The following is a 15276-nucleotide window of genomic DNA, read 5'->3' on the forward strand; positions in this document are numbered from 1 at the left end:
ATTAGTAGGATTTTTTTGTTTAAAAGCGGTGGGTTTTTAAGTGATTAATAATTAAAGAAAAATAGGTGTTCTGCAAAGAACGCCGCATTTTTATTCATTCACAATCAAGTATCGACATTTGCGTATTAGTCAATTCTTCCTACACTCAAAATTAACGTCAATAGAGAAAAAAACAGCACCAGTAAGCACTAACAAGAAATAAACATAGGAAAAGATAATGGACTGTTTATTAGGTGAATCGCTAGAGATCTCCACCGTAATGGATGCAAAAATTCAATATGCGGAATGGCTTAAACAATCATCCTTGCTGCGCGTAAATGCGTCGCAAGTTTCTAAGGTTGATACTGCTGGAGTTCAATTACTGGCTTCCCTTTTTGTAAGTGCGAAACAATTGAATGTGGCAATTGAGCTTAGTGAAAGCTCGGCTGTGTTGACCGAGGCGTTCGTTACCCTTGGTTTAACGAGCGTTTTCAATGATGAAACGGATGGTTGAAGGTGAGTAATATGACAAAGATTTTAGCAGTAGATGATTCGATATCTATTCGTCAAATGGTAAGCCATACATTGAAAGATGCAGGGTATGAAGTTGAAACAGCCAATGATGGCAGCGATGCGTTAAAAAAAGCTCAACTGACAAAATTTGATGTGGTTATCTCGGATGTCAACATGCCGATCATGGGTGGATTTGATTTGGTAAGAGCAATACGCGGTAAGCCTCAATATAAGTTCATCCCCATTCTTATGTTAACAACAGAAACCAGTATTGAAAAAAAACAGGAAGGTAAGTCCGCAGGAGCAACGGGGTGGTTAGTCAAACCGTTCAATCCTGAAACATTGCTCAAAACATTAAAACGTGTGATCTAGCGAACTATTAAAACAAAAAATAATGTCAACTCGCAGGGATTAGTTATGGCTTTAGACATGGACCAGCTTCGCAAAATGTTTTACGAGGAATGTCGTGAAAATTTAGAAGTGCTGGAAAACGAGTTACTGAATATTGAAGTATCAAGTGTTGAAAAGGAAACGATCAACACCATATTTCGAGCTGCTCACTCAATCAAGGGTGGAGCGGCTACCTTCAATCTATTTGATATTAGCGAGTTCACCCACGCTATTGAAGCCTACCTTGACCTTGTTCGCAACGATGAAAAAGAACTGACCAAAAATAGCATCGATGTTCTGCTCAAAGGCGGAGACTGCATTAAAAATATGCTAGAAGGGCATGAAAGTGATGAAGTCGTTGATGAAGCACTGAAGGCCTCGGTTAATCAATTGCTTGAACAGTTGCTTAATAATACTGATGAAGACTCACGACTGAACCAAGAGCCTAATGCTGCCCAATGCTCAGAAGAAGTTGATTCGCCCGAACAAGCTATCCCTGAAACTGACAATAGTCAAGAGATCCCAACGTTGTGGGCGATTCAATTTACCCCCCATCGAGAAATGTTTTTTAGTGGCAATGACCCCCTGCGCATTCTTCGAGAGCTTTTGGAACTTGATCAGCAAGCAACGGTAGAAGTTTGTATTAATGAGCTTCCTGAAATAGCAGAAATAGAAGAGGAGTTGTCATATCTCTATTGGAAAATAGCGATCGACGGCTCTGTGGCGCTCGATGAAATACAAGAAGTGTTTGAATGGGTGGAAGATGAATGTGATCTCGCCATTGAGCCGATTTTTGATTCTGCGATAGCTGACGATTCTTCATTGATAAAAACAGAACAAGACGACACTTCAACAGATTTACCCGTTCACTCGCCAGAACCGTTGCAAAAATCCCTTCAGACAGGCCTTGATGAGTCAACGTCAGACCGTCAATCTGCAACTTCTAAGCCTACAGAGAAAGGCAAAAGCTCAGCGGCCAGTAAAGCCACTAAATCGGATTCAAGTGTGAGTTCCATACGCGTTGATATCGACAAAGTGGATGGACTCATTAATTTGGTTGGAGAATTGGTTATTACACAATCGATGCTCAATGAGATCGGTAACGACTTCTCAATGGACAAACTAGATAAACTGAAAGAAGGCCTCGATCAACTGCTGCAAAACAGCCGAGATTTGCAAGAAAATGTCCTCAATATTCGTATGTTACCGATGAGTTTTGCCTTCAGCCGCTTTCCTAGACTGGTTCGAGATTTGTGTGGGCGACTGGAAAAGCAGGTCGATCTTCAAATCAGTGGAGAAAATACCGAACTTGATAAAACGGTGCTAGAGCGGATAGTTGACCCGTTAGTTCACTTAGTGAGAAATGGGATTGACCATGGTATCGAGGTTCCGGAAATTCGTGTCGCGAATGGCAAACCTGAAGAAGGTGTTATCTCGCTTAATGCATACCACCAAGGCGGCGCGATTGTTATAGAGATTAAAGATGACGGTGCTGGGATCGACTGTGATGCACTTTGGAAAAAAGCCATTGAAAAAGGCGTATTGGATGCGGACTCTCGCCGAGAGGAAATGACCGATAAACAAGTACTGAATCTGATTTTTGCTCCAGGATTCTCTACCGCGGATGAAGTCTCTGATATCTCAGGTCGCGGTGTAGGTATGGACGTTGTAAAGAGGAATATTGAAGAGCTTGGTGGCCACATCGAGGTGAAATCAAAACTGGGCTTTGGATGCCACTTTACCATCAATCTACCGCTGACTTTAGCCATTCTGGATGGACAGTTAGTCAAAGTAGGTAGCGAAGTTTATGTCATCCCATTGTTGACCATCATTGAATCCATTCAAATCAGTACTGACTGCATTAAACACGCGTCTGGCGGAATAGAACTGTATCGCTTAAGAGATGAAAATATCCCTATTTTGCGTTTACAAGATGAACTTGAAATGGGAGAAAGCGGTGTGCTCAATGAGCGTATTCTCTGTTTTGTTGAAGCCGCAGGAAGCCGAGTGGGACTAGTGCTTGATGAACTGCTCGATCAGCAGCAAGTGGTTATCAAAAGCCTCGAATCCAATTACACCAAAGTACCCGGTATCTCAGGGGCAACGATTCTTGGTGATGGTTCCGTTTCTTTGATACTGGACATTCAAGGATTGATTACAAGCTATCTCACCAAGTCAGCAAATTCTGGCAACAAAGGAATAGCGGCCTAGGAGGCGATATGACGACAGAACTGCATGCTTCATCTTCAGACTTGGATTCTGGCTCTATCGGTATCCAAACCGGTCACTATGACGATAACAATGAAAGTGCTGACTTTCTTAGTTTTCGTTTGTCTACAGAGCTTTATGGCGTCGCGATTGAAGACGTAGAAGAAATTCGAGTTTGGGAGAGGCCAACAGCGATTCCAAGATCGCCAGAATTCGTTAAAGGTGTGATCAATCTAAGAGGCATGATCGTGCCTGTTATTGATTTGAGGGCTCGATTCTCTTTGGGAGATTGTCAGTACATTCCGACCACGGTGGTTCTTGTTCTAAGAAGCCGAAATGACGACGTTGATCGTTTGATGGGATTGGTTGTCGATGCGGTGAGTGACGTGGTTAGTCAAGGGGACAACGCGCTGAGCCCTGCTCTCGGTGAGTCTAAAGTCACGCCCTATTTGCAGGGTGTTCTCAATGTCGGCGATGAAATTATGTCTCTTCTTGATACCGAAGAGTTACTCAATATCGAACTGATTATAAAGGCAGAGTAGCAATGGAGAGACAAGAATTCTTAAGTTTTGTACTAGAGAACGAAGAATATGGCGTGCCTATTTTAGATGTGCGCGAAGTGAGGGGATGGAACCCGGTTCGTAAGGTCCCCAACTCTCCACCGCACCTGCATGGTGTTTTAGACATCCGCGGGGAATATGTCCCGATCGTTGATCTGCGGCTGCGGTTTAATTTAGAACCTGCGGAAATATGCGCAACAACCGTGGTTATTGTTCTTAATGATAGTAACAAGAATCCGCTAGGGGTGATTGTCGACGCTGTATCAGAAGTCTATGACCTGAAAGAGGATCAGATAAAACCTGCGCCACAGGTGTCTGTAACCGTGGACCAATCGTATATAGAAGGGATAGTTTCCGTAGCGAGTGGTCACTTAATACTTCTAAATTTAGAGGCTCTATTCGATATAGAAGAGCTAAATAACACGTCAGTTGAAGAAGAGACTGCTTAAGGGGTAACACATGGCTTTTTGGAACAAGAAAAAGGATGCAAGTGCTCAATTTGTAGCACACGCTAACGACAGTCTAATGAACGATATGGAATCTGAAAACGATAGTGGGGTCTCAAAATCACAGTTGTTGGCGGCATTAAACGGTGCCCAAACTGCGCTAATGATGATCGACAGAGACTTCAATATTACCTATGTAAATCAGCAGTCGTTGAATTTATTTAAAAAACATGAAGTACTATTCCAATCACAATGGCCCGGATTCTCTGCCGATGAAAAAGCATTGATTGGTTACTGCATCGACGGTTTTCATGCCAATCCTTCGCATCAACGTCAGCTTCTTTCTACACCCGAGAATCTGCCATATTCAACCGTCATTGATGTGCAAGGTGTTAAGATTGAGCTCAATGTCGGTGCCATTGTTGATAGTCAAGGGGACTATGTTGGGAATACCCTAGAATGGAAAGACGTCACCGCAAAACTAGCACGAGAACATGATATCGCCCGCTTGCAAACGGCTGTAGGCCAGGCACAGACAGCCATGCTAATGATTGATAGAGATCTTCTCATTACGTATGCCAACGATGCGACTATTAACCTCTTTTCGTCGATAGAAAGTGAAATGAGAAAAGTGTGGCCGGGTTTTACGGCCTCCAAAGAGTGGTTGATGAATCGCTGTATCGATGAGTTTCATGCAAACCCAGCCCATCAACGTCAATTGCTGTCAAACCCCGCCAACCTTCCTCACAAAGCGGACATACAAGTCGCAGATGTAAAAATTGAGCTCAATGTGGCAGCCATTACGGACGCCAATGGGGAATACATTGGCAATACCCTTGAATGGGCAAACGTAACGGAAGAGAGGGCCAAAGAGCAGCAAATTGGGCGTCTAGCGTCTGCCGTAGAAGGCATGACCACCAATTTGATGATGGCCGATAAAGAAGGCGTTATTCGTGATGTTAACCCTGCGTTGATGGCGTTATTTAAATCGCGAGAAGTGGAGTTAACAGAAGCACTACCTAATTTTGATATCAATAACTTAGTGGGTGCAAATATTGATGTTTTCCATAAAAAACCAGCCCACCAGCGCCATATTATCAGTAATCCTGATGCGCTTCCGTTCACGTCCAATATCGCGGTTGGAGGTTTAGAGTTCACCTTAACCTGCATTGCGATGCGAGATACGCAGGGGAATTATATTGGGCCAGCATTGCAGTGGGAAGATATCACTGAGCTGCAAGATGGGCAGCGTCAGGTAGAGGCGTTGATTAAAAAAGCCATTGTTGGGGATCTCAACGACCGAATAGATACCAGCGTTTATAGTGGCTTTATGAAAGAGCTTGGGGATGGGGTGAATAGCCTGCTTGATACCCTGGTGACGCCACTAGGAGAGTGCATTCAAGTGATGAGTGGCGTGGCCGATGGAAACCTCAACTCGAGTATGTCCAATGACTTTGATGGCGAGTTTGGCCGGCTGGCGAATGCAGTAAATACCTCCATTGTGAATCTAAGAAATATGACTGAAAAAATTACTACTTCATCGGCCAGAGTCGCGACTGCCTCTTCTGAAATTGCGGAAGGTAATGATGATTTGAGCCAACGAGTCGAGTCTCAGGCGGCAAATCTAGAGGAAACCGCGGCGAGTATGGAGCAAATGACGGCAACGGTGAGACAAAATGCGGATAACGCTAAAGGGGCAAATGAGTTGGCTGACGATGCGGCGAGAAAAGCAAGCAAAGGAGGCGATGTTGTTGGGCAAGCGGTCACGGCAATGTCTGGCATCAACAATGCGAGTAAGAAAATTGCCGATATTATTGGGGTGATAGATGAAATCGCCTTTCAAACCAACTTACTGGCGCTTAATGCGGCGGTAGAGGCTGCCAGAGCAGGTGAGCAAGGGAGAGGCTTCGCCGTTGTTGCTGGTGAAGTTCGAAATTTAGCGCAGCGAAGTGCGGCCGCGGCGAAAGAGATTAAAGGCTTAATCAACGACAGTGTTGAAAAGGTGGATGAAGGCTCTCGATTGGTCGACGAATCTGGTGAGACTCTAAAAGAAATCGTCGATGCGGTTGCCAAGGTGACGGAGTTAATTGCACAGATAGCAGCATCAAGCATTGAACAGTCGACAGGCATCGATGAAATCAATCGTGCGGTCGCCACCATGGATGAAATGACGCAGCAGAACGCCTCGTTGGTTGAAGAAACCTCAGCCGCAAGCCAATCATTAAAAGACGAAGGCAAAGTACTACTGAACCTGATGAACTTCTTCACAACGGACAGTAACGTTGAAACCTTAGAATCTAAAAAACCGGCAGTCAATACACCGCCTTCTTCTCAGAGTAATGTTAGCGAACTGCGCTCAAACAAAGCGGTGAACTCCAATTTTAGCATGAATGAGGATAGCGACGAATGGGAAGAGTTTTAACTCACGCTGAGGATGTAGCTGCCATGGATGAGGAGTTTGAGCTTACAGATCAAGACTTTAAGTATGTGCAGTGGTACATGCATAAAAGCGTTGGTATCTATCTGTCTGACCGTAAACGCACCATGGTATATGGGCGGTTGAGTCGACAGATGCGGGCGAAAGGCGTCCGGAAATTCTCGCAGTATCGAGAAATAATTGAAGGCTCAGAGACCGAGCGGGTTAACTTCATTAATGCGTTAACCACCAACAAAACGGAATTTTTTCGAGAGTATCACCACTTTGAGTTTGTGGAAGGCCCAGCTCTTGAGCAGTGGAAACACCAAGGAAACAGAAGCATTAACATTTGGTCTGCGGGTTGCTCATCTGGGCAAGAGCCCTACAGTTTTATTTCGTCGCTGTTCGTTTCGGGGGCGTTTGATGCGGTAGAGACGGTGAATGTGTTTGCGTCGGATCTCGATACCTCGGTTCTTGACCATGCTAAGGCTGGAATTTATGGCCAAGAAGTGATCGAGAGTATTCCCGAGCGCTACCTTAAACCCTGTTTTGTCAAAGGAAAAAGTGAGCATAAAGGTAAGATAAAAATCAAGAAAGGACTTCAACAGCATGTGAAATTCAATCAGTTAAACCTGTTTGATGAATGGCCTAAGATGCCACCTTTTGACCTTATATCGTGCCGCAATGTGATGATCTATTTTGATAAGCCAACGCAAGAAAATTTGTTGAAAAGGTTTCATCAAGCGTTAAAGCCTAATGGGATCTTATTTATTGGGCACTCGGAAAGTATTGGCGCTTGCAGTGATCTTTTCCACCATTTAGGTCATACGATTTACGTTAAGAAATGATCCAGACTGAATAAAAAAGGCGACGAATGATGACATTTGAAGTTCAAAAAAGACGCAGCGAAAATGCGCATTTTAGTCGCTTTTATCACCCTAAGCACAAACACCATGTGGTTAAGGTCATGCCTGGAGGCCTGTATTGCACAAAAAGTGATGAAGTTATTTGCACGGGCCTGGGTTCCTGTATTGCCGCCTGTATTTGGGATACAGAGGGACACTTTGGCGGCATGAATCACTTTTTATTGCCCTTTGATAACAGTGACCAATTAAGGCATTGGCAGGCCAGTGAAGTGGTTTCTACCGCGTCTCGTTACGGTAGCCATGCGATGGAGATGTTAATTAATCAACTCATCTCTATGGGGGCACAGCGAGAGAACCTGCGACTGAAGCTGTTTGGTGGCGCACAAATGTTAGGGCGTTATTCCATGATAGGTGAAAAAAACATCGAATTTATTAAACGCTATGTGGAGCAAGAACAACTTGTGGTTGAAGCTCATGATCTCGGTGGTATGGAACCCAGAAAAGTCATCTTTGACCCACTCACGGGTAAAGCCTGGCTAAAGCGCATTCCATTTACCGAAGTGCATCAACTTCAACATCAAGAAGAAAAATACGCCACTGAACTGGGCAAAGAAAGCCATAAGAATCACGATGACGATGTGGAGCTATTTTAATGAATAAAATTAAAGTGTTAGTCGTAGATGATTCCGCTGTATTTCGCGCATTACTGACGCAGTTGATCAACTCTGATCCAGAGCTAGAAGTGGTCGCGGCGGCTGAAGATCCCTATGAAGCGAGGCAGATGATCAAACAATACAACCCTGATGTGTTAACCCTTGATATTGAAATGCCAAAAATGAATGGGGTTCAGTTTTTACGTAATCTAATGCGGCTTCGCCCGATGCCGGTGGTGATGATATCAACCTTAACCCAGCACGGAGCGGAGCCGACGCTAGAGGCGCTGGAAACTGGGGCTGTGGATTACTTCCCCAAACCAGCGGTAGAAGCAACGGGGGAAATTGTTGAGTACAAAACAGAGATCAATACTAAGATTCGCATGGCAGCGAGAGCCAATGTACAAACTGCTAGCCCAATTGAAATCGCGCCAGAGGTTGATCCAAGTAAAAAACACATACATTGTGAGCTCATCGCTATTGGGGCTTCGACCGGAGGAACAGAAGCGGTGAAGAACGTCCTGTCAGCGCTTCCTGCTGGATTACCACCTATCATTATTACTCAGCATATCAGTGCCATGTTCACTCGTGCCTTTGCTAAGCGGTTAGATGATGCAAGCGACATCGACGTCAAAGAACTCACAGCATCCAAAGCACCGTTAATCAATGGCTGTGCCTATGTGGCTCCTGGGGATAAGCACATCACCGTCTATCGACGCGGTAATCATCTTTTCTGTCAACTAGATGACAGTCCAGCAGTGAATCGGCATAAGCCTTCGGTCGATGTAATGTTTAACTCGGTGGCAGAAGTCGTCGGAGATAAAGCAATCGGAGTGCTGCTTACAGGCATGGGCAACGATGGTGGTAAAGGCATGCTCAATTTAAAAAACAAAGGTGCGATAACATTTGCGCAAGACGAACAATCATCTGTCGTTTGGGGGATGCCAAAAGTCGCTTATGAGCTTGGAGCTGTCGATAAACTGCTTTCGTTAAGTCAAATACCCAAGCAACTGTTTCATTGTATTTACAAATAAAAAAAATAATAACGACAAACCATAAAATCATGTCAGGACAGGCTTATGAAAATCACTCGGCTTTCTAACAAGTCAAAGAAGCTTATTGCCTTAACAGTCCAGGTTGGGTTTCTTTCCACTTGGATGTTCTTATCGCAAAATCTCTTTCACTTAGGGTTAATGATCATCGTCGCGGCAGTACCTTGGTTGGTTCTATCCACATCAAGGCATGATGTCGACAGTATTGAAGTCGATGAAAAATCAGCGGGTATGTTCACTGTCCCAGAAGAGCTCAATCAAATATTGAAAGATGGTCTTCCTAAAATCTCAGAACCACTCGATAGCCAGCACAAAATCATTGATGAATCGGTCGAAACGCTGAACAACAGCTTTTTCAGTTTGCAAAGGGTGAGTGAAGAACAAAGCAAAGTAACGGGATCCTTAGTTGATGGGTTACTTGCCAACAAAGACAGTGAATATGACCTCACTTCTGTTTTACCCAAAATAGAAACCATCATTGCTGAATATGTCGCTACTTTTGTCAATATTTCAGAGAAAAGTATTTCCGCGGTGCACAGTATTCACGACATGTCCGATAAATTACAAACGGTATTCAAGCTATTAGATCAGGTGCGAGGCTTGTCTGAACAAACCAATTTGTTGGCACTCAATGCGGCGATTGAAGCGGCTAGAGCGGGCGAAGCGGGTCGAGGGTTTGCTGTCGTCGCTCAAGAGGTGAGAAATCTATCCAAACAATCAGAAGAACTCAATTCTAAGATAGAGAAAGAGATCAACATTGCTCAAACCACCGTCAAAGAAGCGAATGACACCGTGGGCGAGATGGCCTCTATTGACATGACGGCTGCGATTGAATCAAAGGAAAAAGTCGACAACATGTTGAAGGGAGTTCATCAAGTCAATATCGAAATAGAGCAAGAAGTGCATAAAATTAGAGAATTAGGAGGAGAGCTTAACGGGCATGTAGGAGACGGCATACGCGCATTACAGTTTGCCGACATCGTGCTGCAGCAAGGCGATTATGCAAAAGAATCCATTGAGTATTTGAAAGAAATAATGGCTGCGTTAGATAACCATCAAGAGACATCGATGCTAAGAGAAGTGTTGTCCGATATCTTGCAGCGTTCGAAACACCGCAGCGGGCCAGCAGCGAATCAGTCTAGTATTGATGAAGGCGAAGTTGAATTATTTTGAGGACAGTATATGACAGTTGAAACACAAGTAGACACCGCTTCTAAAAGAGTCACCATCGTCATTGAAGGCGCATTTGGTTTTAGTTTGGTGCAAGATTTTAGACGAAGCTACACAGACAGAAAAGAGTACTCTTTCACTGTGGATTTACGCAAAGTTGACTATATCGATAGTGCCGGGTTGGGGATGCTGCTCAATATGCAAAACTATTTGGGGCAAGCTGATGGTTCAATCACCCTCACCAACACGCTTCCACAAGTAAAAAAAATTCTTCTCATCTCGAGGTTTGATAAGAAATTTAAAATCGATTAATCATTTTTAGGTGAAGTTTTTGAAAAGTCAGTTTTAGAGGGAAGACATTATGCGAGTGATGATCGTTGATGATAATGCGACTAATCGTGAAATCTGTCGGTGTATGATACAGGATTTAGCCAGTCACATTGATACGTTTGAAAACGGTGAAGATGTTGTGCCATCAATGAAAAAGATGGAGGCACTGCCAGACATCATATTACTGGATGTCATGATGCCAGTGAAAGATGGATTCACAACCGCAATCGAGATTCGCGAAGCCTTCCCTAACATTCATATTGCGATCCTATTTCTCACTGTTCTTGATGATAATACCTCTTATGAACGTTGCCTTAACTTGGGGGATGACTTTATTTCAAAGCCGTTTGAGCGCACGGTTATTCATGCCAAAATTCAAGCCCATTACCGAATTGTGAAAATTCATAAAGAAGTCGTTCGTCAGCGTGACGAGTTGAGCCATTTCCACGAGCAAGTCCAGTATGACTATTCAATATCAGAGTCAATTTTTTCCAATTTAGTGGAAGAAATGAGTGCACAAACGAGCCATATTTTCGGCGTGAACTATATTTCAACCCCCTCCACCGTTTTCAATGGGGATTTGATTATTGTTGCTAATCGTCCTCATGGTGGGGCTTATGTTATGGTCGCGGATGCTACCGGTCATGGGCTTCCTGCCGCTATTTCGGCGATACCGGCTACTCGAGCATTCTTTAGCATGGCTGAGAAAGGATTGTCTCTTGGTGAGATCGTCAACGAAATTAATAACTCGTTAAGTAAGTTTCTACCGATAGGCATGATGCTCGCGGCCAGTATTTTTGAAATCAGAGCCAATGGGTTTGAAGTTTCTTGGTGGGGAGGAGGCTTACCCGACACCTACGTGTTGGATGAAAACAGTAAAATTATTCGTCGCCTCGTGTCGAAGCATATGCCCCTAGGGGTGCTCGATTCTCATGAATTTGAAACCGATATTGTGCATTTGATTTTAGAGCCAGGTCAGCAAATAGTTAGCTATACCGATGGCATAACCGAAGCGATGAATGAACATGGGGAGCAATTTGGTCAAGAGCGTCTAGAAAAAGCATTAGAAAATGGTCAAGCACATATCACCACTGTGCACGAAGCGGTGCGGGCGTTCTCTAATATGAAAGCGGGGGATGATTTGTCTATCTTGTCGATGACATTCCCGATTATCAATGGTAATGATAACAGTTTGCAGCTTACAGACTTCTATTACAGTAAAATTCCTATGAAAACGGGCCTACACTTTCCCGCTCATGTGTTGAGAACCGCCAGTGTTCTTAGTGAGGTTCGTCAATATCTATCGGGTATTTTAAATGGAGGCCAACACCTAGATTTGGTTTGCTCAGTGTTATCTGAACTGTTTGCTAACGCGATTGAACATGGATTACTCGGACTTAAGTCTTCTTTAAAAGAAAGTCCGGATGGTTTTTTTGAATTTTATCAGTTGAGAGAAGAAAGATTAAAAGACCTGAGCCCTGATGCTTGGGTGAAGTTAGACATAGATTACCAACCAGAAGAGAAAATCATCACTATGTTGCTAGAGCACAATGGAGAAGGGTTTGATTACCATCATTTAAACTTGTCGGCTCAAAACGGAACGACCCATGGTCGTGGGATCGTATTGGCGACTGAATTATGTGATTCGCTTGAGTATTCAAATGAGGGTAAAAGCGTTACTGCGGTTTATCACTTTAACGCTTCGCATCGTTTTCCTAGTTCGGCTTGATTGTATTCGATTCAAATGTTTGTGGTTGGTGGGTTTGTTGGTTGGCCATTTGGCTAACCGTTCATTTTACTCACGGTCCACCAAACTAACTATTCATTAACCCCGCTTTTAACCAAATTAACTCTTCACCAAATTAGCTAAGAAGTACCGGATAATCATCATGTGGGTGCTCGATGACCGTTACATTGAAGTTGTATACGTCTTCAATGGTGGTTTTTGTTAACACGTCCCAAGGTGTGCCATCGGCGACAATGTTGCCCTTGTTTAATATCATCACTCTATCGGCGTACTGTGCTGCAAGGTTTAAGTCGTGCATAACGATAACCACCGCTGCTCCTTGTCCAGTTAAGGTTTTAGCGAGTGACAACGTCTGATGCTGATGAGACAAATCTAAGGCGGATGTCGGTTCATCTAACAAGAGGATCGTTTGTTGTTCTGATTGCGCTAACTGAGTTAAAACCCGAGCAAAATGAACCCGCTGCTTTTCACCACCAGAGAGGCTAGGGTACATACGATCCGCAAGGTGTGCGGTATCGGTCAATCGCATATTTTTTGCGGCAATATCGGAAATCCTTTTGGCACTTTCGGCGAGCGGAATACCGCCCAATTCGACCACCTCTTTGGCGCTGAAGTTAAAACTTAGGCTGCTTGATTGAGGTAATACACCCAAGTGTTTTGCCAATACCTGAGGCGACCACTGATCTGATTTACAGTCAAAGAATTCGATTCCTCCTTGAGAAGGGTACTCGCCTGTGATCATCTTTAACAGTGAGCTTTTCCCGGTGCCGTTAGGGCCAAGAAGAATGGTCAATTCCCCTGTATTTATGTGAGTACTCACTTTATCCAAAATAACCTTTTTCCCAAGCGTTAGGCTGAGGTTACTGAGTGAGATTGCGTGGCGTGAGCTCCCTTGATTGAAGTTCGTGGGCTTGTGTTCTTTAGATTTGCATGGGGTCGATTTGGAGACAGCGTTATTACCAGCCATTGGTAACGTTGGGGTCTGTGCGGTTGTGTGTGTCATCAGATACGACCTCTTTGTTTTATCAACAACCAAATGAAGAATGGCGCGCCAATCAGTGCCGTAACAATACCGACAGGCATATCTAATGGGGCTACCGCAGTTCGAGCGATCATATCGGCAATCAGAAGCAGCAAAGCCCCGATGAGCATGGCAATAGGTAGCAGTGACTTATGATTTGGGCCAATGAGCATTCGCCCAAGGTGAGGCACGATCAAACCAATGAAACCGATCATGCCCGCTAAGGCGACCGTCACGCCAACGCCTGCAGCGGTCAGTAAAATTAACTGTCGTTTTAGCTTTTGAACTTCGATACCCATGTGCTTAGCCTCTGCCTCGCCTAGAAGTAGAGCATTAAGGGGCTCGGCGTTACGATAAAATAAAATGAATAGAGTGATTAAAGTGGCAAAGGCCAAGATTAATGCTCCCCAGTTGGCCCCCGCCAAAGACCCCATTGTCCATAATGAAAGATCGCGCAAAGCTTGGTCATCGGCGTAATAGTTCATTAAACCAAGGCCTGATCCTGCCAGTGCGCCAATGGCAACGCCTGCCAATAACATCATGGTGACTGAGGTGCCATTTGCACCAGTGCCGAGGCGATAAACAATCACCGTGGTGAGTGCCCCGCCGATAAACGAGAACACCGGAACCGTACCAAAGAGTAAGAGTTGCGGATGACTTTGAGCAAGCGAACCAAACAGGACGATTGCCAGCGCTGCACCTAACGAAGCACCAGCACTCACCCCGATAATTCCAGGATCAGCAAGCGGGTTGCGAAACAAACCTTGCATTACGGTCCCGCATAGCGCCAAAATCGCGCCAACTGCAATGGCTAATAGAGTGCGGGGAAGACGAATTTGCTGAATCACCAAAGTAATGTGCGTTGGTATTTCCACGTTACGTAATGACGCTGGAATCAAGGCATGCAGACTATCGAGCAGTGAGATATTCATTGGCCCTATCGCAACAGAGCTGATCACGGCGAAGTAAAGTGCGACCAACCCAATAATAAATAGAGTGGTGGTTGGAGCACGAGAAAAGCTGGAAACAGACATGATGAATTACTTATTAATTAAGTGTAATGGATTGATTGAGTGTAAAGTGCTGATTGAGCTTCTTAGCCAGCTCAATGCTTTGCAGGCCAAATCCACCAATCAAAGCGCTACTTGGAACAGAGATGATTTGTTGGTTTTTTCCTGCTGGAGTCGCGGCCAATAACGGAAGCTTTTTAATGATGTTGTCTTGCCCGCCAAAGCTCTCGATGGTTCGTTCACTGACTAGGATGTAATCTGGCTGTAGGGCGATGATCGCTTCATATGAGAGCGGCTTGTAAGACTCGATCATGTCTGAGGCTGGGTTCTTAGCGCCAGACAGTGAAATAATGGTATCAACAGGGGTGTTGGTACCAGCCGCGGTTGCAGGACGATCTTTACTCAGCATTAAGAAAATCACATTAGGTGGTGTGCTTAAGGAGCCTTGTGATAAAAACTCAATATCGCTAAGCACCGAACGCTTGAGCTGTTCTGCTTGTTGCTGCTTACCGGTTATTTCTGCAATGGTATCAATACGCTGATTAAGCGCTGATAATGAATTTTCTGATGACAACGTCAATACCTCTACATTGCTTGCTGTGATGAGCTTTAATGTGGTTTCTGGCCCCATTTCAGGCGAGCCAATGAGGTGAGTAGGGTTGAGCGCCATAAGGCCTTCCGCTGACAGCTGTCGGTGATAGCCAACCTGAGCAATACCGGTTCCTTGAAGATAACTTTTACTGGTGGAATCTGCGGCAACTAAGTAATCCTCAGCGTTGAGTGCGAAAAATAGCTCTGTGATATTGGCCCCTGCGCTGACGATACGTTCTTGTGCGTGAGCAGAAAAAGAAACACTAAGCTGGAAAACACTAAGCAGTAATACGGTATTAAATGTGGTGAACAATTGAGTCATGG

The 15276-nt window shown here is 44.5% G+C and carries 15 protein-coding genes; 12 read left to right on the forward strand and 3 right to left on the reverse strand.

Annotated elements, in window-relative coordinates:
- Positions 1–217 precede the first annotated feature (217 nt).
- From A1QO_RS18975 to A1QO_RS19030, 12 genes are read left to right on the forward strand one after another with little or no spacing between them, the layout of a single operon-like run.
- Positions 218–493: an STAS domain-containing protein gene (locus tag A1QO_RS18975; protein ID WP_017036507.1), complete on the forward strand. Its 276-nt coding sequence runs from the start codon at positions 218–220 to the stop codon at positions 491–493.
- Between the two features lie 11 nt (positions 494–504).
- A complete protein-coding gene (locus A1QO_RS18980; RefSeq protein WP_017036508.1) occupies positions 505–864 on the forward strand; it encodes a response regulator in 360 nt (119 codons plus the stop codon).
- Positions 865–909: 45 nt separating this feature from the next.
- Entirely contained in the window at positions 910–3093 is a 2184-nt protein-coding gene (locus tag A1QO_RS18985; RefSeq protein ID WP_017039840.1) for a chemotaxis protein CheA, read from the forward strand.
- Positions 3094–3101: 8 nt separating this feature from the next.
- Positions 3102–3632, forward strand: a complete 531-nt coding sequence (locus A1QO_RS18990; protein ID WP_017036510.1) for a chemotaxis protein CheW — start codon at positions 3102–3104, stop codon at positions 3630–3632.
- A gap of 2 nt (positions 3633–3634) precedes the next feature.
- Entirely contained in the window at positions 3635–4099 is a 465-nt protein-coding gene (locus A1QO_RS18995; protein WP_017039839.1) for a chemotaxis protein CheW, read from the forward strand.
- A 10-nt stretch (positions 4100–4109) separates the two neighbouring features.
- On the forward strand, positions 4110–6518 hold the full coding sequence (gene aer2 / locus A1QO_RS19000) for an aerotaxis transducer Aer2 (RefSeq protein WP_017039838.1): 2409 nt from the start codon (positions 4110–4112) through the stop codon (positions 6516–6518).
- Positions 6503–7360, forward strand: coding sequence for a CheR family methyltransferase (locus A1QO_RS19005; RefSeq protein ID WP_017036513.1), 858 nt, complete (start codon positions 6503–6505; stop codon positions 7358–7360). Before aer2 ends, A1QO_RS19005 begins: the two co-directional genes overlap by 16 nt.
- 29 nt (positions 7361–7389) lie before the next feature.
- Entirely contained in the window at positions 7390–8031 is a 642-nt protein-coding gene (locus tag A1QO_RS19010) for a hypothetical protein (protein WP_017036514.1), read from the forward strand.
- Complete coding sequence (locus A1QO_RS19015) at positions 8031–9065, forward strand: protein-glutamate methylesterase/protein-glutamine glutaminase (protein WP_017037520.1); 1035 nt, start codon at positions 8031–8033, stop codon at positions 9063–9065. The genes A1QO_RS19010 and A1QO_RS19015 overlap by 1 nt, the downstream gene beginning before the upstream one ends.
- A 45-nt stretch (positions 9066–9110) precedes the next feature.
- On the forward strand, positions 9111–10256 hold the full coding sequence (locus A1QO_RS19020; RefSeq protein WP_017036516.1) for a methyl-accepting chemotaxis protein: 1146 nt from the start codon (positions 9111–9113) through the stop codon (positions 10254–10256).
- 9 nt (positions 10257–10265) lie between these two features.
- The gene (locus A1QO_RS19025; RefSeq protein WP_017036517.1) at positions 10266–10565 is read left to right on the forward strand and encodes an STAS domain-containing protein; all 300 of its coding nucleotides are present in this window, start codon (positions 10266–10268) and stop codon (positions 10563–10565) included.
- A 49-nt stretch (positions 10566–10614) separates the two neighbouring features.
- Entirely contained in the window at positions 10615–12312 is a 1698-nt protein-coding gene (locus A1QO_RS19030) for a fused response regulator/phosphatase (protein WP_017041875.1), read from the forward strand.
- Between the two features lie 133 nt (positions 12313–12445).
- On the opposite strand, the gene A1QO_RS19035 is transcribed toward A1QO_RS19030, so the two are convergent.
- The 3 genes from A1QO_RS19035 to A1QO_RS19045 are packed head-to-tail and all read right to left on the reverse strand — an operon-like array spanning position 12446 to position 15274.
- Positions 12446–13333, reverse strand: a complete 888-nt coding sequence (locus A1QO_RS19035) for a heme ABC transporter ATP-binding protein (protein ID WP_017039826.1) — start codon at positions 13331–13333, stop codon at positions 12446–12448.
- Complete coding sequence (locus tag A1QO_RS19040) at positions 13333–14385, reverse strand: FecCD family ABC transporter permease (protein WP_017036520.1); 1053 nt, start codon at positions 14383–14385, stop codon at positions 13333–13335. The genes A1QO_RS19035 and A1QO_RS19040 overlap by 1 nt, the downstream gene beginning before the upstream one ends.
- A 13-nt stretch (positions 14386–14398) precedes the next feature.
- Entirely contained in the window at positions 14399–15274 is an 876-nt protein-coding gene (locus A1QO_RS19045; protein ID WP_017036521.1) for a heme/hemin ABC transporter substrate-binding protein, read from the reverse strand.
- Positions 15275–15276: the final 2 nt, after the last annotated feature.

The sequence above is a fragment of the Vibrio genomosp. F10 str. ZF-129 genome (genome assembly GCF_000287055.2).
In the GTDB taxonomy this organism is placed as follows: domain Bacteria; phylum Pseudomonadota; class Gammaproteobacteria; order Enterobacterales; family Vibrionaceae; genus Vibrio.